Source organism: Photobacterium sp. MCCC 1A19761, assembly GCF_037389125.1.
Taxonomy (GTDB): domain Bacteria; phylum Pseudomonadota; class Gammaproteobacteria; order Enterobacterales; family Vibrionaceae; genus Photobacterium.
Window position 1 is genome coordinate 1 of record NZ_JAZGTF010000033.1, and the last position, 18,665, is coordinate 18,665.

20 protein-coding genes and 1 riboswitch are annotated in these 18,665 nt (G+C 54.9%); of the genes, 3 read left to right on the forward strand and 17 right to left on the reverse strand.

Going from position 1 to position 18,665, the window contains the following annotated elements; all coding sequences use genetic code 11:
• Nucleotides 1–493 precede the first annotated feature (493 nt).
• Nucleotides 494–940: an RNA recognition motif domain-containing protein gene (locus VV869_RS20930; RefSeq protein ID WP_337736879.1), complete on the forward strand. Its 447-nt coding sequence runs from the start codon at nt 494–496 to the stop codon at nt 938–940.
• On the opposite strand, the gene murI is transcribed toward VV869_RS20930, so the two are convergent.
• Genes murI through VV869_RS20945 form a run of 3 tightly spaced genes read right to left on the reverse strand, consistent with a single transcriptional unit; the run spans nt 921 to nt 4,342 of the window.
• Complete coding sequence (murI, locus tag VV869_RS20935) at nt 921–1,715, reverse strand: glutamate racemase (RefSeq protein ID WP_337736880.1); 795 nt, start codon at nt 1,713–1,715, stop codon at nt 921–923. The two genes, VV869_RS20930 and murI, sit on opposite strands and share 20 nt — an antisense overlap.
• A 59-nt stretch (nt 1,716–1,774) precedes the next feature.
• On the reverse strand, nt 1,775–2,470 hold the full coding sequence (locus VV869_RS20940; RefSeq protein ID WP_337736964.1) for an ATPase: 696 nt from the start codon (nt 2,468–2,470) through the stop codon (nt 1,775–1,777).
• A 54-nt stretch (nt 2,471–2,524) separates the two neighbouring features.
• On the reverse strand, nt 2,525–4,342 hold the full coding sequence (locus tag VV869_RS20945; RefSeq protein WP_337736881.1) for a TonB-dependent receptor domain-containing protein: 1,818 nt from the start codon (nt 4,340–4,342) through the stop codon (nt 2,525–2,527).
• Nucleotides 4,343–4,381: 39 nt separating this feature from the next.
• A riboswitch (cobalamin riboswitch) is annotated at nt 4,382–4,605 on the reverse strand.
• Nucleotides 4,606–4,754: 149 nt separating this feature from the next.
• On the opposite strand from VV869_RS20945, the gene trmA reads away from it, so the two are divergent.
• The gene (gene trmA / locus VV869_RS20950) at nt 4,755–5,861 is read left to right on the forward strand and encodes a tRNA (uridine(54)-C5)-methyltransferase TrmA (RefSeq protein ID WP_337736882.1); all 1,107 of its coding nucleotides are present in this window, start codon (nt 4,755–4,757) and stop codon (nt 5,859–5,861) included.
• Nucleotides 5,862–5,936: 75 nt separating this feature from the next.
• Here trmA and VV869_RS20955 read toward each other — a convergent pair whose 3' ends face one another.
• On the reverse strand, nt 5,937–6,320 hold the full coding sequence (locus tag VV869_RS20955) for a YijD family membrane protein (RefSeq protein WP_337736883.1): 384 nt from the start codon (nt 6,318–6,320) through the stop codon (nt 5,937–5,939).
• 22 nt (nt 6,321–6,342) lie between these two features.
• Complete coding sequence (gene fabR / locus VV869_RS20960) at nt 6,343–6,975, reverse strand: HTH-type transcriptional repressor FabR (RefSeq protein ID WP_261601213.1); 633 nt, start codon at nt 6,973–6,975, stop codon at nt 6,343–6,345.
• Between the two features lie 278 nt (nt 6,976–7,253).
• On the opposite strand from fabR, the gene sthA reads away from it, so the two are divergent.
• A complete protein-coding gene (gene sthA, locus VV869_RS20965; RefSeq protein WP_337736884.1) occupies nt 7,254–8,669 on the forward strand; it encodes a Si-specific NAD(P)(+) transhydrogenase in 1,416 nt (471 codons plus the stop codon).
• A 95-nt stretch (nt 8,670–8,764) separates the two neighbouring features.
• On the opposite strand, the gene cysQ is transcribed toward sthA, so the two are convergent.
• The 12 genes from cysQ to gspE all read right to left on the reverse strand — a co-directional run bounded on the left by cysQ (nt 8,765) and on the right by gspE (nt 18,664).
• Entirely contained in the window at nt 8,765–9,595 is an 831-nt protein-coding gene (gene cysQ / locus VV869_RS20970; RefSeq protein WP_337736965.1) for a 3'(2'),5'-bisphosphate nucleotidase CysQ, read from the reverse strand.
• Nucleotides 9,596–9,604: 9 nt separating this feature from the next.
• Nucleotides 9,605–10,156 carry an ADP compounds hydrolase NudE gene (gene nudE / locus VV869_RS20975; protein ID WP_337736885.1) on the reverse strand — a complete coding sequence of 184 codons (552 nt, stop codon included), beginning with the start codon at nt 10,154–10,156 and terminating at the stop codon, nt 9,605–9,607.
• A gap of 158 nt (nt 10,157–10,314) precedes the next feature.
• Complete coding sequence (locus tag VV869_RS20980; RefSeq protein ID WP_337736886.1) at nt 10,315–11,073, reverse strand: type II secretion system protein N; 759 nt, start codon at nt 11,071–11,073, stop codon at nt 10,315–10,317.
• A 2-nt stretch (nt 11,074–11,075) separates the two neighbouring features.
• Nucleotides 11,076–11,552, reverse strand: coding sequence for a type II secretion system protein M (locus VV869_RS20985; RefSeq protein ID WP_337736887.1), 477 nt, complete (start codon nt 11,550–11,552; stop codon nt 11,076–11,078).
• Nucleotides 11,549–12,850, reverse strand: coding sequence for a type II secretion system protein GspL (gene gspL / locus VV869_RS20990; protein WP_337736888.1), 1,302 nt, complete (start codon nt 12,848–12,850; stop codon nt 11,549–11,551). Before gspL ends, VV869_RS20985 begins: the two co-directional genes overlap by 4 nt.
• A complete protein-coding gene (gene gspK, locus VV869_RS20995; protein ID WP_337736889.1) occupies nt 12,819–13,826 on the reverse strand; it encodes a type II secretion system minor pseudopilin GspK in 1,008 nt (335 codons plus the stop codon). The genes gspL and gspK overlap by 32 nt, the downstream gene beginning before the upstream one ends.
• Entirely contained in the window at nt 13,826–14,521 is a 696-nt protein-coding gene (gene gspJ / locus VV869_RS21000; RefSeq protein WP_337736890.1) for a type II secretion system minor pseudopilin GspJ, read from the reverse strand. Before gspJ ends, gspK begins: the two co-directional genes overlap by 1 nt.
• Nucleotides 14,508–14,867 (reverse strand): type II secretion system minor pseudopilin GspI, encoded by a 360-nt coding sequence (gspI, locus tag VV869_RS21005; RefSeq protein ID WP_337736891.1) that lies wholly within the window; start codon nt 14,865–14,867, stop codon nt 14,508–14,510. Before gspI ends, gspJ begins: the two co-directional genes overlap by 14 nt.
• A complete protein-coding gene (gene gspH, locus VV869_RS21010) occupies nt 14,867–15,454 on the reverse strand; it encodes a type II secretion system minor pseudopilin GspH (protein WP_337736892.1) in 588 nt (195 codons plus the stop codon). The genes gspI and gspH overlap by 1 nt, the downstream gene beginning before the upstream one ends.
• Nucleotides 15,455–15,478: 24 nt before the next feature.
• Nucleotides 15,479–15,913 carry a type II secretion system major pseudopilin GspG gene (gene gspG, locus VV869_RS21015; protein WP_337736893.1) on the reverse strand — a complete coding sequence of 145 codons (435 nt, stop codon included), beginning with the start codon at nt 15,911–15,913 and terminating at the stop codon, nt 15,479–15,481.
• A 24-nt stretch (nt 15,914–15,937) separates the two neighbouring features.
• Complete coding sequence (gene gspF / locus VV869_RS21020; RefSeq protein WP_337736894.1) at nt 15,938–17,158, reverse strand: type II secretion system inner membrane protein GspF; 1,221 nt, start codon at nt 17,156–17,158, stop codon at nt 15,938–15,940.
• Nucleotides 17,159–18,664, reverse strand: coding sequence for a type II secretion system ATPase GspE (gene gspE, locus VV869_RS21025; RefSeq protein WP_443147351.1), 1,506 nt, complete (start codon nt 18,662–18,664; stop codon nt 17,159–17,161). It lies immediately after the preceding gene.
• Nucleotide 18,665 lies beyond the last annotated feature (1 nt).

The following is an 18,665-nucleotide window of genomic DNA, read 5'->3' on the forward strand; positions in this document are numbered from 1 at the left end:
TAGCCGAAGCTATGTCGTATTGGTCACTCAGTTCACTGATAAATCTTTTGACTATCATTTCACGAGTGCCCACACAGATTGCATGGTCAAATTGTTAAAGAACATTTCCTCATTCGCTTTTGCTCAGAGGAGGTGCGCCATTCTAAGGATTCAAAGGGAAGTGTCAAACACTTTTTGAAACTTTATTTTTGAAGGCTTTCACCATCCCGACTCGCTGCTTGCTTTCTTGCTTTAAGAAGCCGCTCTCCGTGTCGGTGAGGCGGCATTATAGAGAGTTCGCGATACCTGACAAGCGTTTTTTTGAAAAAAATTACCACTCGGTCATTATTTCAACTAATTTGATCTAGACGCCTCAAATTTCAACATTAGAGGATCATCACACTCACCAACTAGTAATTACAACCTGATGAAAGTAATATCAATGTGACTCTGTTGTTAAAATAACCAATCACAGCCTTCCTTTAATAATCATTATGACGATGTAGTTTTTAATATGAAATTTTCCAAACAAACCATGATGGCCCTCGGGGCTATTGCCATTCTCGGGGCACTCATCATTAGCTTGCTTTCTTTCCCACCAGCCATTGCCTTTATCCTCGGTATGATCGCCGCAATCGCTGCGCTGAACTACCTGCCTGAAATACCGGAATCGACCACAAGTTCAGAGGCAGCACCAGCAGGCAGCAAAACCATCTATATCGGAAACTTGCCTTATCGCGCGAATGAAAGTGAGGTCAAGAAGCTTTTTGCCGAATACGGTGAAGTCTTTGCCGTCCGCCTGATGAAAGATAAGCGAACCGGCAAACGACGCGGATTTGGTTTTGTGGTGATGAATAACGGTGATGCCGACACAGCTATCAGCCAACTCAATAATAAAGAGTTTGGGCAACGGACGCTGAAAGTCCGTGAAGCTAACGAACCTAAAAACCTGGATAGTTAAGCGATTGAACTGCACCGAGGTTCAAGGATTTTAAACTAAGATTGAGTGCCGCAGTATGAGGGTCTGCGGCACTATTGTATGTATAGTTGGAAACCAACGCAGATTGCTCTCCCGCCTCCAACTCCCCCAGCAAAGATTTTACCCGATTCGCAATCGCCAGCCCGGAGTCAACAATATTAACCGGAGTACCGAAAGCCTGTGCAATCTCGGCCTTGATCAGCGGAAAATGCGTGCAGCCCAACACGATGCTATCTACTTTCCCCTGCCATGGCGTTAAGATCCCTGCCAGCTCATCAAGAGAAACACTTTTTCCCCGCAACTTCTCTTCAGCCATCTCCACCAAGCGTGTCGAACCAATCCGGTAAACATCACAATCACTGGCAAACTGCGCAATCAGCTGATGGGTATATTCCCGCTCTACCGTCGCCGGTGTTGCCAACAGGCCCACCGCTTTTTGTTTACTCATTAATGCTGCGGGTTTGATAGCCGGCACGACACCAACCACAGGAATCGTGAGCTCGGCGCGCAAAGTCGGCAATACCACAGTGCTGGCTGTATTACAGGCAATCACCACCAGATCGATGTGGTGGCGCTCTACTAACAGCGAAACGATATGCCGGGTACGCTTGATCAGTACCGTTTCCGGTAATTCACCATAAGGAAAACCGGCATCATCGAACGCATAGATATATTGAAGGGAAGGAAGCTGGGTATAGATTTCCTGATAGACGGATAATCCCCCGACCCCTGAATCAAAAATAAGCACCCGTTTCACTGTTCACCACAAACCAGACATCATTTCAGGATGCACATCATACTGCGTTCGTTGCCAGATCAGAAATCCCCCTCTGTGGATATCTCTCCATCGGGTTCAATCAGCTGATAACGCTGATAGTGAAAGCGCGCCTGCCGCTCGCACTCCAGCCGTTGAATTTTCAATGCTTCCTGAAAACACGGCGCCTGAACCACCAGGGTGTGAAACTCCCCGTTTTCCCCGCATGGATCGACATGTGGTGGCAACCGGGCCAGTAGGTCTGCGTTGTACCATTGGCCGCAATATTCACCATCGAGCTGATGCGTATCGACGGTGGTGATTAGCGTTTGAATACCGCTATGAAGAATTTCCTCAGCCAACTCCCGACTATCGCGCCCCAGTAACGGAAACAAACATTGCCAACCCGCCGGTTCAATATAGCTACGCCGGTACTCAGCAATACCATTGCAAAACATATCGCCGAACGCCACCGCATCGATATCCAGGCCGCTGCGACGCAGCCCATCGATCACCCGCGCCTGATAGACCGTATTGGGCGGAAAAACTTCCGGCAAGGGGATCAGCACCAACGGCAGCCCCGTTAATGCCACTTGCTGTTTGAGTACTTCAATCGGCGTCGCCTGGAACGGCACTTCATCTTCCAGGTAAGTCGTATATAACCCAACAACCTCAACAGTGGGATCGTCGAGCAGCTTGATTAAGGTCAGCGTTGAGTCTTTCCCGGAAGACCAGCTGACAATCACTTTGGTTTTCATCAATCGTTTGGATGTCCATGAGACGAAAAAACCGCCCGAAGGCGGTTTTCATCATTAAAACTCGTAGGATGCATTCAAATAGTATGCACGCTCAGGGGCTTGATAATTACGCACCGTCTCGTAGTCCTTATCAAACAGGTTCGCCACTCGTCCACGCACAGTCAGTGAGTCAGTCACGAAATAGCTCGCCGCCAAATCAACTAATGAATACGAACTCAATCGCTTTGTATTCGCCGCATCATCATAACGCTTACCCTGATACAAGTAACTCAGGTCAAACTGCCACTGATCAAGTAAGTAATAAACATTCCATTTACCAACTTCTTTTGCTCGTCGTTGCAGCTCCTTCCCTGTGTCTTTATCTTCAGTATCAATAAAATCCATTGAGACATCATGATACAGAGGACCTGTGGCAAAGTTTGCTGTGAGCTCAACACCTTTGATTTCGGCTTTACCCACATTCACATTAGTAACGCTATTGGATGAAATGAGATTCTTAATGTCACTCTGATACCCAGCAACACGCCAACCAATATGACTATACTCTCCTTCTAACGCCACCTCATAGTGCTCTGATTCTTCAGGTTTCAAATTGGGGTTTCCAGAATAGCACCCCCATGAAGAACACTGTAAAGGCCAATACAATTCATTAAACGTCGGTGCTTTAAATGCAGTTCCTGCTGAAGCAGTTACCCGCATATTTTCTACAAAAGACCAACCGGCTCCAGCTTGCCAAGTAGTTTCTCCACCATATGCCTCATGGTCATCATGACGCACATTCCCCTCGAGCTGGAAGGGCATACGGTCATAAAGCGCCATGAGATAAACAGCAGTATTATCACGCTTCGTTTCTGTGTATTGCGTTGCACTGTTGGTTACGTCCTCGGTATACCAATCCAGTCCACCACCCAACTGTACCTGGCTGTTCAGTTGGTAAATATTTGCCCAAGATGCTGTTGTGCGTTGCGTTTCAATCGTACTCGGGTCTGTTCCTTGTCCATACGATTCCGCTTCATCTGAGTTGTTTGCCAGAGTGAATGTCGAAAAAAGTGCATTGCCTTGATACTGCAGCACTCCCGCAACGTTATACAAATCACTCTTACTTTGATCAACGCCTGACCAAGGGTTATCAAATTCAGTGTATTTATTTTGGTAATAACCATTCAGTTTTACCATCCAATGGTCATTGAGCTGCTTACCCGTATCTGCCACGACATACTTGTTACGATAGCCATCATCATCTTTATCGAATGAGTTAGCACTGGTTGGTTGAACGTCATAGCCGTCACTTGTTTCATAGGTTGCTGCAATTTTGCCCCAGGCTCCATTTGCAGCCTCACCTGCAGCACTGACACCTGCACGATAGTAGTTCTCGCTGCCAACGCCTGCATCCACAGTAATACCATCATTACCCTGATAGGTCGTAATAATGTTAATCACACCACTCACAGCATCAGAGCCATAAACCGCGGCTCTTGGGCCACGAACAAACTCAATTCGCTCTACACCTGAAAGAGGAATGGCTGAAAAGTTCGCGTACCCTAATGTCGCACTGCCAAAACGAACCCCATTGATTAAGACAAGAACATTCTTCGAGGACATACCGCGAATATATAGTTCAGCGTTCTGACCCGGCCCCCCTTGGTTTGCTACTTGCACACCCGGCAGACGCCGTAACACTTCCGCCAGGGATTTGGCCTGAATTGCGTCAATTTCTTCTTTGGTGATCACAGAGACAGGGGCAATCACATTTTTGACGGATTGCTCAAATCGGTTGGCTGTTACCACCATGACATCCTCGTCCTGGGCGGCAACAGAAAAAGACGACAGGCACACAGGTGCCAACGCCACTGCTAAAAGCGTTTTCTTCATTATTTAGATACCTTAAGTCGCGTTAATTACAAAGCAAACTCTTGCTCAGTACACGAGTCGGTCTTCGGACTTAAGAGCATGGTTGAACAACCACCTAGGCAACAACTTCCCACTTCTTTATCAACGGCTTTGCACCGTCTTTCGAAGCAGTGTTCGGAACTAACGTCCATGTGCTTTCGTTCTCTCTCACCGCTGCGCGTCAGTCACGGAATTTCACCGTGTTCCCTACCTGAATTCAGGCAAACCCGTGCAGGGCGAATGCTAGTTATCCTCATGATGAATGTCTAGTTTTGTTTGTTATGGAATATGACAATACGCTTCGAGCAACACTTTTATCCGTCTCAACACTGGACATCAGTCAACAATGCAATAAAATCTGCGCTCTTATTTTGAGCAGTTTGAGGCACCCAACATGGCATCCACCGACATCAATCCGGCTGAGTACCAGGCACAGCTAGATGAAAAGGCAGCGCGTATTCAAAATATCTTCGCGGATTTTGAAACCCCTGAACTTGAGGTGTTTGCCTCACCTGCCGAGCATTACCGGATGCGCGCCGAATTTCGTGTGTGGCACGAAGGCGATAATCTCTACTACATCATGTTCAACCAGGAAACCCGTCAGAAATACCGTGTGGATCAGTTCCCGGCCGCCAGCCGTCTGATCAACGATCTGATGCCACTGCTGGTTGATGCGCTCAAACCAGTCAAAACCCTGCGTCATAAACTGTTCCAGGTTGATTTCCTGTCGACCCTGAGCGGTGAGATCCTGGTGTCGCTGCTGTATCACCGCCAACTGGACGAAGAATGGGTTCGCGAGGCCAAAGCCCTCAAGCAACGCCTGAATGATGAAGGGTTTAACCTGAACTTCATTGGCCGGGCCCGCAAGCAGAAGATTGTCCTGGATCAGGAACACGTGATTGAAAAACTCACCGTTCATGATCGCACCCTGACCTACCAGCAGGTTGAAAACAGCTTTACCCAACCGAACGGCGTAGTGGCGCAGAAGATGCTGGAGTGGGCCGTCGACTGTACCGAAGACAGCGCCGGCGATTTGCTGGAACTCTACTGTGGCAACGGCAACTTCTCCCTGGCACTGGCCAAGAACTTTGAGCGGGTTCTGGCGACAGAGCTGGCAAAACCCTCCGTGGATTCTGCTCAGTACAACATTGCCGCCAATCACATCGACAATGTCCAAATCATTCGAATGTCGGCAGAAGAGTTTACCGAAGCGATGGAAGGTAAGCGCGAGTTCCGCCGCCTGAAAAATGCCGGCATCGATCTCAGCAGCTACAATTGCAACACCATCTTTGTTGATCCGCCACGTGCGGGGATGGATGAAGGCACCTGCCGGATGGTGCAGGCTTACGATCGCATCATGTATATCTCATGTAATCCAGAAACCCTGAAAGAGAACCTGGCGATTCTGGGCGAAACACACCGCATTACCCGCTTTGCTTTGTTTGATCAGTTCCCGTATACCCACCACATGGAAGCGGGCGTGCTGCTGGAGCGGAAATAACCCGAGCTCCGGCAATCACAGACCATAAAAAAGGCGCCCTCGGCGCCTTTTTTATCATCCAACTGAAAGTGCAAATTACACTTGCGCTTCAGTGCTTTCGATCTTCTTTGGCAACATGATCCCCAGCTTGTAAGCAACCCACAGCAGCAGACCCAGCGTGATCATCAGCGGCAGGAAGTTAGAGCCCATGTCCGGGAACTGTGCCCGCATGAAGCCGGAGTAGCCAAACGCACCTGCCAGGAAGCAGGCGAAGGCGATCGCCGGTGTCCCTTCTGTCATCGGCTTGCTCAGGTATTCCTGATACAGGCAGTACGCTGCCAGGCCAAACGCAATAACAGGAAAAATAGAAAACGGTACAGCACTTGATGTGAATACAGCCAACGTCGCATTGCCGCACAGACCTGCCAGAAAAGACAGCAGCAGTGTTTTACGTTCAGCTTTTACTTGTTCCTTGTTCATATCCTTCACCAACACAATAAAGTTAGAGTTTCTGCCTGAGCTCTCGACGCTCACGCTCTTTACGATACCAATAGGCACCTTTTGCAATCATTCGCAATTGCATAATCAATCTTTCCGCATGCTCCGCACGCGCGTGGTTGTCCAGATCCAGCGCCTCCGCCCCCGAGCTGAACACCAGCGTGACCGACGCCTCCGCCTGAGTATAGGCTTCATCGTGCGTCACACCAGTTTTCGCTTCCAGATACTCGGTCAGCTCCGCAACGAAGTGCTGAATTTCCCGAGCGACAGCGGCGCGAAACGCCGGCGAAGTGCCGGAGCGCTCGCGCAAAAGCAACCGAAACACATTCGGGCTGCTTTCAATAAATTCCATAAATGTTTCTACAGAGGTACGGATCACACTGCCTTCTTTGGCAATGCGCTGACGCGCCTGGCGCATCAACTGACGAAGGATCAAACCGCCTTCATCCACCATGGTCAGACCCAGCTCATCCATATCCTTGAAATGGCGATAAAACGAGGTGGGCGCAATCCCGGCTTCCCGAGCGACTTCACGTAGACTGAGACTCGAAAAGCTGCGCTCGGCACTGAGCTGATTAAATGCAGCATCAATCAGTGAGCGACGGGTTTTTTCTTTTTGCTGAGCCCTGATTCCCATGAACTTGTTGTTTCTCTGTAACCTTTTTTGCAACTATACGCGCTTTTGTTCGCCGGTTCAGCGAAAATTGCCCTTTTCACGGCAATCAGAACATAGTAATTCCCGACCGCAGCTGAATTAAAGCAGTATTTGTCACTTTTAACAGCCAGCTCACAGAGTTACGGCCCCACAACGTGATCGCCACCTATCTATCACAGCCCCCTGATTTTACCGACTTCAGGAAAAAGTTAAACTATCACGTAAGCAATGTTGCAAGGATGATAAGAAAGGCCTGAACAATGACTAAGTCGAAACAACCACATGCCCAGCATTTTGATGCCATTATTATTGGCAGCGGCCCGGGGGGCGAAGGGGCTGCGATGGGGCTCACCAAAGCAGGCTTTAATGTTGCGATTATCGAGCGGGAGAACAGCGTCGGCGGCGGATGTACCCACTGGGGGACCATTCCGTCCAAAGCCCTGCGCCATGCCGTCAGCCGGATCATCGAATTTAACCAAAACCCGCTCTACTGCAAGAACAACTCCAGCCTCCACAGTACCTTCAGCCAGATCCTCGGCCACGCCCAGGATGTAGTCAGCAAACAGACCCGGATGCGCCAGGGGTTTTACGATCGCAACCACTGCACCATCATCCACGGCGAAGCCAGCTTTGTCGACAACCACACCGTCGCCGTGAAAACCGCAGACGGCAGCTTCGACCGCTATTCTGCCGACCAGTTTGTCATCGCCACCGGCTCTCGCCCTTACCACCCGGCAGATGTCAACTTTGACCACAGCCGGATTTACGACAGCGACTCGATCCTGCGGCTCAAGCACGACCCTCGTCATATCCTGATTTATGGTGCCGGGGTGATCGGCAGTGAATATGCCTCGATTTTCCGCGGCCTGGGCGTGAAGGTCGACCTGATCAATACCCGGGAGCGCCTGCTGGAATTTCTCGACAACGAAATTTCCGACTCGCTCTCCTACCACCTGTGGAACAGCGGCGCGATGATCCGCAACGGCGAAACCTACGAGCGGATCGAAGGAACCAACGATGGCGTGATCCTTCACCTGCAATCGGGCAAGAAAATGCGTGCCGACTGCCTGCTGTATGCCAATGGCCGGACCGGGAACACCGATCGCCTGAAGCTCGAGAATGTCGGTCTGGTGCCGGACTCGCGCGGCCAGCTCAAGGTCAACAACAACTATCAAACCGATGTCGAACATATCTACGCCGTGGGGGATGTCATTGGCTACCCGAGCCTCGCCAGCGCCGCTTACGACCAGGGCCGGTTCGTGGCCCAAGCCATCAGCAACGGGGAAGCGGAAGGCTGTTTGATCGAGCATATCCCGACCGGGATCTACACCATCCCGGAGATCAGCTCCGTCGGCAAAACCGAGCAGGAGCTGACCGCAGAGAAAATCCCGTACGAAGTCGGCCGCTCGCAGTTCAAACATCTGGCCCGCGCCCAGATTGCCGGGACCGAAGTGGGCAGCCTGAAAATCCTGTTCCATCGCGAAACCAAAGAGATCCTCGGGATCCACTGCTTCGGTGAACGGGCAGCCGAGATCATCCACATCGGCCAGGCGATCATGGAGCAAAAAGGCGAAGGCAATACCATCGACTACTTCGCCAATACCACCTTCAACTACCCGACCATGGCCGAAGCCTACCGGGTAGCAGCATTGAACGGCTTGAACCGCCTGTTCTGAGCCGGCCGGAAACGAGGGGTCTCGTCGCACATGGCGTAACCCCCAACAAAAAACGGAGCCGCAGCTCCGTTTTTATCCTGCCTGACAGGCAATCCTCACACTTCCATCATCCGATTATCCGGCGTCAGAATCGTCGACCACGGCAGCGACTCATCGCCCAGCGTAATGAAATTCGGGTTCTCCAGCGTATCGCGCTCGTTGTAAGACAGCGGCGTCAGGTGCGTATTGAGGATCCGACCGCCGGCTTCTTCAACAATACATTGCGTTGCCGCCGTGTCCCACTCCCCGGTCGGACCCAGGCGCAGGTAGCAATCCACCGCGCCTTCGGCGACCAGACACGATTTCAGCGCTGCCGAGCCCAGCGGCACCAAATCATAGTTCAGCGACGGATCCAGGCGATTGGTGATCGCCTGAATATCCTGGCGACGGCTGATCGCCACGGCAATCGACTGGGTTGGCAGCTCATGTTTATGGGTTGAGATCCGGACCGCCTCGCCCTCCGGCGTGATCTTCCAGGCCCCTTTGCCGTGATAAGCGTAATACGCGACCCCGGAGATCGGCGCGTACACCACCCCCATCACCGGTTGGTTATCTGCCACTAAAGCAATAATCGTCGCAAAATCACCGCTACCGGCAATAAACTCCTGGGTCCCGTCAAGCGGATCGACCAACCAGTAACGCTGCCACTGGCTGCGCTCCGACAGCGGGATCCCGGCATCTTCCTCTGACAAGACCGGAATATCCGGGGTCAGCTCGGTCAGGCGCTCAACCACCAGCTTATGCGCCGCCAGATCGGCACTGGTCACCGGGGTGTTGTCATTTTTGACCTGCTTTTCGAACTGGCCGTGCTGGTAAATATCCAGGATCACCTGACCGGAAGCCCGGGCAATGTCGATAACCGACGGTAATAGGTTCGATAAATCCATCATTCGCTCCTATCGGGAAAGTTGTTGTAAGGCCAGGAATAAGGCCGTAATGCTGCGCGATTCGGCAAAATCGACATGAGTGAGCAGCTCTTCCGCCTGACTCAGCGGCCAGCGCACGATTTCCAGCGGCTCCGGCTCATCCCCGGCCAGTCGCTCCGGATAGAGATCCTCGGCCAGAAACAGGGTCATTCGGCTGGAAAAATACGACGGTGCCAGTACCACTTCTTTCAGTGGGCGAAGCTGACGGGCCCCAAACCCAATCTCTTCTTTCAGCTCCCGGTCTGCCGCCACTTCTGCGCTTTCGCCCGGATCCACCAGGCCTTTCGGGAAGCCCAGCTCGTAACGATCGGTTCCGGCGGCATACTCGCGGATCAGCAGCAAATCGCCTTCGGCCGTAACCGGCACCACCAGCACGGCATGTCGGCCGCTGGGCTTCATCCGCTCGTAGGTGCGCTCAACGCCGTTGGAAAACCGTAAATCCAGCGATTCAATCTTAAAAAGCCGGGATTGTGCGACCACTTTGGTCGCCAGAATTTCAGGTTTGTTGTTGTCCGCCGCCATGACGTTATCCTGTATTACCGTCGCATTGACCCGTGGCCGGCCGTGTCTGATGCGACTTTACCGTGCCACTGAATATGGGCTATTTAAGGTCAATAGCCGAATGAAATAAAGCAAATGATCGCAAAAGCGTTAAGTTGAATCGGTGATTTCCGCTTCTGCTAGAGCCGACCACGGTAGTTGAGCGGGTAACGCCCTTGCGAGTCCGGGTTACCCAACCACTTCAGTTGCTGGCCCAGTTGTGCCGGAAACGCCGCGCCCGGTTTGAACCAGCCGTTCAGGGCGTATTGACGGTTCGGCGTCAGCTCAGCCTGCCATTCACTCGAAACGTCAGTCGACGACTGGTTCGCAACCGCAACCACCTTCCCCTGGGCACAAGACAGATCGGCAATCGCCGAGCCCGGATTCAATCCTCCCATCGGCGTGCTGACAGCGCCCGACGTCCAAGCCAGGGTGCCGTTTAGCTCCGCGCAGAAAGGTGCCTGAAACTGATAATCCCGTACCGTCAGCTCCAGATTGCCGGCCAGCGTGATCGGGACCGGAACCTTGGCACGCGCCATCACCTGCTGCGCCGGCAACGAGACCAGCAGATTTTCCGCAAAAGGTCCCTGGGCACGGTAACCAACCCGGCCCCGCCCAACCAGATTCATGTCACTGCCCTGCCCGAAGCGGACATCGAACGCCGCCTGAGCCGAAAACAGTGCAGCCAGATCCATCTGCCACTGCACGCGCCCCAGATTCTGGCCCTGCCAGGCCACTTGATCAGCGCTTCCCTGCCAGGGTGTGCCACTGAGCCCGGACAACGCCAGACCCCGGACCGGCGGTACTTGTTGCCACACCCAGCTGATCGGCACATGCGCCACCATACTGGCGACCAACACCACGAGAAATGAAACACTGACGAGTAACTTATACTTCACAACTATCCCCGGCCCAACTGTAAACGACTGACTTCTACTACACCGGCACGGTCTCCTTTCGAGACATCCAGAAACTGCGCTTCAATGCCATGCTCGTCTTTCAAAAACGCCAGCCAGTTGACCAGGGTATTGAACGGCAACGGCTGTACCCAGACCTGAACCGCATCATCACGGGGCTGCATCCGGATCAGCTCAATCCGGAACCGGCGGGTGGTTTCATTCACGACCTGGTTCAGTCCCTGGTCACTGACCATACCGCTGCTCCCGGAACGGGCACGCAGGGCCGTAATTTCATCTGCCTTGCCACTAACCCAATTGAGCAGCTGGCGCTCCGTCTGCAACTGTTGCGCGGCCAGATCAGCCCGGCTGGACAGCGGCTGCCAGATCCCCCAATACAGCACGGCAAGCACCAAGGCGATCCCCCCGCCCAGCACCAGACGCTGTTCGCGGCCACTCAGGGATTTCCACCACGCATTCATGATTTTCTCCTTAACACGACTGCGCCGGTTACCTGATTTTCCACTTTATTGAGCTGCCCCTGCTCGACCTCAAACTGCTCGGTCAACAACAGGCGCAATTGTTCGAAATGCTGGAACTCTGCCGAGCTCGCCTGCAACCGCAATTCGGCACGATTCTGATCATATTTCACGTTCAGAATATTGAGTTGCGGCACTTTGCTCAGCGCCGGCTGCAGTTGCGCCAGCCACGGCAGCAATCCTTCATTGCTTCCCGCGCCGCCCAGACGGGCCAGTTCACTGTTCATCTGACGCTTGAGGTAACTCTGCGACGGGATCCGGTTAAACTGCGGAAGCACCTGGCGGAAGATCCGCTCGCTTTCGGATTTATAGGCCAGCGCCTGTTGTTCCATCTGCTGGATCGACATCAGGTGCTCGGCCACCATCGCCACCAGCACCAAACCGGCTGCGATGGCCACTTTACGCCAAGGCTTGAGATATTTACGCCAGGCCGGTTGCCGCTTATACGGCCCTGACAGCAGGTTGGTCCCGCTGTCATCTGCCCCCAGCGCCAACAACTGCATCACCAACTCCGGGGTTTCGGCCTGCCACTGACCCGGGGCACCTGCCGGTGCCGGGGTATAATGACGGATCAACACCGCGCTGCTGTCCACAGCTTCCCCGGCATCAACCGGCTGAGAAGCCGGAGGTTCCACCGATTCACGCGCCGCCTCCTCTTCCTCCTCATCAGCCACTTCTGCCGTGATCGGTGCTTTCTGCGCCAGTAACCAGGCCGAAAGCCAGGAGGATTCAGCACAAATGCCCAGGGTTTCCGACTGACGGATCAGCCACTGATCTTCCAACTCCGCCGCGGTATAGCTGTCCCGGAACAAGGGCAGACACAGGCAGTCGGGAACCAGCTTCTTCACATCCATCCCGGCATCGGCCAATGCCGCCAGCCAGGTCTGGATCTTGCGATGCTCAACCACCGCCACATGGGCGGTCTGTCCTTCCCGCTTGAGCAGGTGCACATGCAGCGCATCCACATCCTGCGCCAACTCTTCTTCCAGCAGGTACGGCAATACGGTCGCCAACTGCCGGCTACTGCCGGACGGGATCACCACTTCCGTCAGCAACACATCACTGGCAGGGATCAGTGCAAACACCGGACGCTGGGCGGCATACTCTTCCAGCTCACTCAGCTGGTCCAGACCGGCCAGCTGACCCGACGCTATCACTTCTTTCTGCTGTCGCGACCAGACCAGCCATTGCACCGGCTGCTCCGGTCGACTACTGAGCCTTATCGTCAGAAACTCGCTCACTGATTCCTCCATAACGGCGACGAACGACTGTCACCTTGTCCTGACCCTCACGTTTCATCAGGGCCACAAGTCTTACTCTGGATCGATCCACTCGGATCTCAGTATCCAGCTGGAAATAATTACTGCTGACCGCCAGGTGCTCCTTGGCGCGCTTCTGGGCATCACTGCTGAGGCGGCTAATCGCCGACTCGCCCATAAAGACATCCACCGTCTGCCAGCCGTCATGGGGACGATTACTGATCAGCGTGGCGGCGTCGGACATCGGTAACTCAGGCGCAAACAGCCCTACCAGCAAAGCGGCCTGGGCCTCTTCAAGCGTATTGACGTTAATGACCAGATCCCGGCTGGGTAACGCACACAGCAACGCTTGGGCTTTTTGATAAATCTGGGCGCTGACCCCGTTGACCGCCCGGAATTCACTGACATCGGCCATCAACCCCATCGGCGGCAGGTAAGGCGGCTGAAACCCTTCATAGGTGCTGTCCCCGGCCCCGAACGGCGCATTCACCGGTTCGGCCGGATCCACGTATTCCCAACTGGAGTCAGCGACCACTTCGGCTTCATAGCTGTCAATCCCGCTCTCTTCCAGAATACTTTGCAGCGTTCGCACCAGAAACGGCTTCTGGCTGCGATCATCCGGCAGGGGGAGCTCCGACAGGGCATTGAGATTAAAACAGGCCTGACGATCGTAGATATTCCCCAGCGCCTCCCCACCGTCCAGCGGATAACGCTGTCCCCGGGTCGCCCACACCTGGCTCAAATTCACGGTGTCGCTGTCTTTCAGGCTCTGATCAACAGCAACTTTTGCCAGCTCTTCCATCCCCAGCGCATACCAGTAGGCCTGCTGGTTCTGCAGCTGGTTTTCCACCCGGTAAAAATTCAATTGTAAGCGTTCACTCATCTGGGCGGCCAGGAGCGTCATCAGTGCCAGAAGCATCAGCACGACAATCAGGGCCACCCCACGCTGCTGCTTCATCAGCTCTCCTCCTTGGCTTTCGGCGCCAGGGCCGAGACCGGCAGCATGTACACCCGTTCGATGTCGCCAAAATCTTCCAGCGTCAGCCGGATCCGGACCCCTTCCGGCAAGGTGGCATCCTGCCCCCAGCTCTCCAGCCACTTCTTGTCATGGTAGAAGCGCACTTCCAGCTTAGTGACTTTGGGCAGGATCGGGCGGACCAACGGCTCGGCACCGACCACCGTATCCGGGTAGCGGAACCAGACCCGCTCCAGAGTATCGTCCACAATGCGATACCCGACCCGGACATTCTCGCCACGGGGAAACATCTGCTGCGGGTTCTGCCATCCGGCGCGGGTGAACATGATCCCGTCGCTGGACGAATCGAGCAGGTATTCCCCGCTCAGCAACAACTTCCCGCTGGGCTCCTCACCCTGATTCCGGCTCTGGCGGGCGACTATCTGACGAAAATCATTATCCATCATCACCACGGCACGTTGGATCTGCTGCAGCCGCTCGTTGTGTTCACGCGACTGCTGATCGCTGATCTGCACCCCGTTCATCACCTGATAGGCCGACAAACTCAGCATTGCAAACACCGCGATGGCGACCAGCACTTCCAGCAGCGTGAATCCCTTTTGACCCGGGCGCAATAAGCCCGGGTGCGATGAACCCCGGCGGCTGCGGGCTGCGATGATACGATTAGTTTTCAACATAAGTTCTCAGGGTGACCACCGACTGCTTACGGGCTGCATCGGTCGCAACCGTCACATCCAGTGCCCGCAGAAATCCATCGGCGGTCTTGCTGCTTTTAATCGACCAGTACCATTCCCGGCCGGCCAGCTCAGACTTGCCTTTCTTCTCCGAAGTCGGGATCTCGCCCGACAGCCGGACTTTGGCCAACTCGTTATCGGCCACCATGGCCGCAAAGGTTTTCTCTTCCAGGTAGCCCAGCGTATTAAGGTGCTGGCTGACGGCTTTCATCACGCTCAGCGCCGCCGTGGCGAATACCGCCAGGGCGACCAGCACTTCCAGCAAGGTCATGCCACGACCGGTTCTCATCAGCGCCTCCGCTCTGCCAGACTGTCCACGGTTTCTCCCGGCGGCAGCAAATGCAACTGGCCGATTTCATCGGCCTGAACCCGCCAGAACTGATTCTCACCCGTGACTTCAAATTCCAGGGTAAACGGGGTGTACTCCCCGCTCGCCATCACCACCACCTGCGGTGGTTTTACTTTGTCTTTGTCAGTTTGTTCAGCGAACAGGTCTTCATCAAACAACGAGCCCGGCTTGAACAGCCGGTCTTTGTCCTGCCAGGAGTAACTGCCGATTTCCACCCGCAGCCGGATATCATCATCCATCTCGACCCGGGTAAAATAACGGGAGGACTCCAGCGGTTTCCATTGCTGACCGGTTAGCTGAAGAAACTGGTAACTGCCCCGCTCGACCCGGATCCCGTAATCGAGCCCGTTGAGCAGGGCATCTTCACCCAGCAACTGCACCAGATGATGAAAACGTGTGGCTTCTTCTTTCACCCGGTCTTCCTGCTTTTCAGGGAAGGTCGCAATCACCGCCACCGCACTGGTGGCCAGTAACACCAGCACCAGCATCAGTTCGATCAGGGTAAAGCCTGCCGCACGTTTCATCACAATCTCTCTCGGTGCACAGCCGGCTTAGTAGTCCAGCATGTTCCAGTTGCCGATGTCAGTATTGACCCCTTCACCGCCTTCCTGGCCGTCGGCACCCAGGCTGAAGATATCCACCGGACCATGTTCACCCGGCATCACATACTGGTATTCATTGCCCCAAGGGTCCTGCGGCAAGCGCTTGATGTAACCACCGTTACGGTAGTTGCGCGGCTCCGGACTGGAGGACGGCATCGAGACCAGCGCATCCAGCCCCTGATCCGTGGTCGGGTAGACGCTGTTATCCAGCTTATACATATCCAGTGCCTGCTCCAGCGCACTGATGTCCGTAACGACTTTCTGCTGATCGGCCTTCTCTTTGTTCCCGAGCAGATTCGGCACCACCAGACTGGCCAGCACACCCAGGATCACGATCACGACCATTACTTCGAGCAGCGTAAAGCCGCGTTGTTTGCGTTGCATTGAAAAACCTCCAAAAAATAAAACTTACATGCCAACCATGTTATTGAGCGCAATAATCGGCATCAACGTGGCAACCACGATAAACATCACAATGCCTGCCATTGCCACAATCAGCAACGGTTCAAAAATCCCCAGCGCCATATTCACCAGCGATTCAAAATCCCGATCCTGGTTATCGGCTGCCCGCGTCAGCATCTGCTCCAGCTCACCACTGCGTTCCCCACTGGCAATCATATGCAGCATCATCGGCGGAAACAGCTTGGTCTGCTCGAGCGAGACTCGCAGGCTGGCCCCTTCACGCACCTTATCGGCAGCTTCCAGCACCTGACGGTTCACCCAGGTATTGGTCATCACTTCTGAGGCCACCTTCATCCCCTCCAGCAACGGGATCGCGCTGGAGGTACAAATCGACAGGGTCCGGGCAAATCGCGAGGTATTGAGGCCCCGGGCCACCTTGCCGATCACCGGCATCCCCATCACCCAGCGATCCCAGCGCAGACGCACATCCGGTTTTCGCAGCGCTGCCTTGACCAGCAACAGCGTGCCCAGCACCACAATCAGCACCAGGACACCCCAGTTCTGCACAAAATTACTGGCCGCCAGCAGTATCTCGGTGATGGTCGGCAGCTCCTGCCCCATCTGGACAAACTGGTCGACAATTTTCGGCACCACCGTCGCCAGCAAAAAGGCTACGACGGCAATCGCCACCAGGGTCAGCATGGTCGGGTAGATCATCGCCTGTTGCAGCTTGCTGCGCATCTGCTGGCGATTTTCGGTGTAATCGGCCAGCCGGTTCAGGACCGTATCGAGATGGCCCGACTTTTCGCCGGCCGCCACCATGGCCCGGAACAGCTGGTCAAAAATATGCGGATACTCGGCCATGCTGTCGGCCAGGGTGTAGCCTTCCACGACCCGCGAGCGCACCGCCAGCAGCATGTTCTTCAGCCGCGGTTTTTCGCTCTGCTCAGCCACCGCCTTGAGGCACTCTTCCAGCGGCATCGACGCCTGAACCAGCGTCGCCAGCTGGCGGGTGATCAGCGACAGCTCTGCGGTACTGATCCCCCGGCGCAGGTGAAAGCCGCCGCCGGCTTTTTTCTTCTCCTGCGCCAGGCTCTGCACCACTTCGACCGGGATCAACCCCTGCTCACGCAGCTGCTGGCGGATCTGACGGGCAGTATCACCTTCCAGCACGCCTTTTTTCTGCCGGCCCCGGGCATCGAGCGCCTTGTATTGGAACGCCGCCATTTAGCTCCCCTCTTTGGTGACACGCATCACTTCTTCCAGCGTAGTCACACCGGCCCGGACTTTGGTCAGTCCGTCGTCGCGAATACTCGGGGTATGGCCGCGAATAGCTTTCTCAATCGCCATCTCTCCGACTTCGGCGTGGATCAGCTCCTGCACGTTGTCATCCACCAGCAACAGCTCGTGGATCCCGGTCCGTCCGCGATAGCCCTTGTGATTACAGGCGTCACATCCGACCGCCCGGTACAGGGTCAGCGGCTCGTCGGCACGCAGGCCGAACAGTTTCTTCTGCTCGGCATCCGCTTCATACGGCTCCCGGCACGATTTGCACAAGGTACGCACCAGGCGCTGGGCCAGCACGCCCAGCAATGAAGAAGAGATCAGGAACGGCTCAATCCCCATATCACGCAGTCGGGTGATCGCCCCCACCGCGGTATTGGTGTGCAGGGTCGACATCACCATGTGACCGGTCAGCGAGGCCTGGACAGCAATCGAGGCCGTTTCCAGGTCCCGGATTTCCCCGACCATCACCACATCCGGATCCTGACGCAGGATTGCCCGCAGCCCCCGGGCAAAGGTCATATCCACCTTGGTATTGACCTGCGTCTGGCCGATCCCGTCGATATCAAATTCGATGGGGTCTTCTACGGTCAGAATGTTGCGCTCTTTGCCGTTGAGCTCCTGCAATCCGGCATACAAGGTAGTTGATTTCCCCGAGCCGGTCGGGCCGGTGACCAGGATAATCCCGTGCGGGCGCTGGATAATTCGCTGAAAGTTTTTGTGGTTCCCTGCAGTCATCCCCAGGCTATGGAGATCCAGCCGGGTGGCATTCTTATCGAGCAGACGCAGCACCACCCGCTCGCCGTGCGAGGAAGGCATGGTTGAGACCCGCACATCCACCGCCCGGCCCCCGATCCGCAGGGAGATCCGGCCATCCTGCGGCACCCGCTTTTCCGCGATATCCAACCGGGCCATGACCTTGATCCGCGAGACCAGCAGCGGGGCCAGTTTCCGGCTCGGCTGCAGCACTTCCCGCAGCACCCCGTCGACCCGGAAACGGATCGACAGCACTTTCTCGAATGTTTCGATATGGATATCAGACGCCGCTTCTTTGATCGCTTCAGCCAGCATGGCGTTGATCAGCTTGATGATCGGCGCATCGTCTTCCGACTCGAGCAGATCTTCGGTCTCCGGCAACTCCTCGGCCAGCGAGAAGAAATCATCGCTGTCCGAACCCAAATCTTCCATCAGCTGGCGCGCTTCCGACGAATCACGCTGATACGCTTCCGTCAGCTTCTGCTCAAATGCCTTCTCATCCAGCGCCTGCGGGGTAAATCCGCCGCCGCTGACCCGGCGGATTTCCGCCAGGACCGGTGCACTCAGCACGCCGCAATAAAACAGGGTTCGGCCCTGATCGCTGGATTCCAGCACCACCTGATGACGGCGGGCAAAGGAAAAAGGTAACCGGAACAGGGGCTGCAGTGGTGTGAATGCCTGCGCGCTATCCATA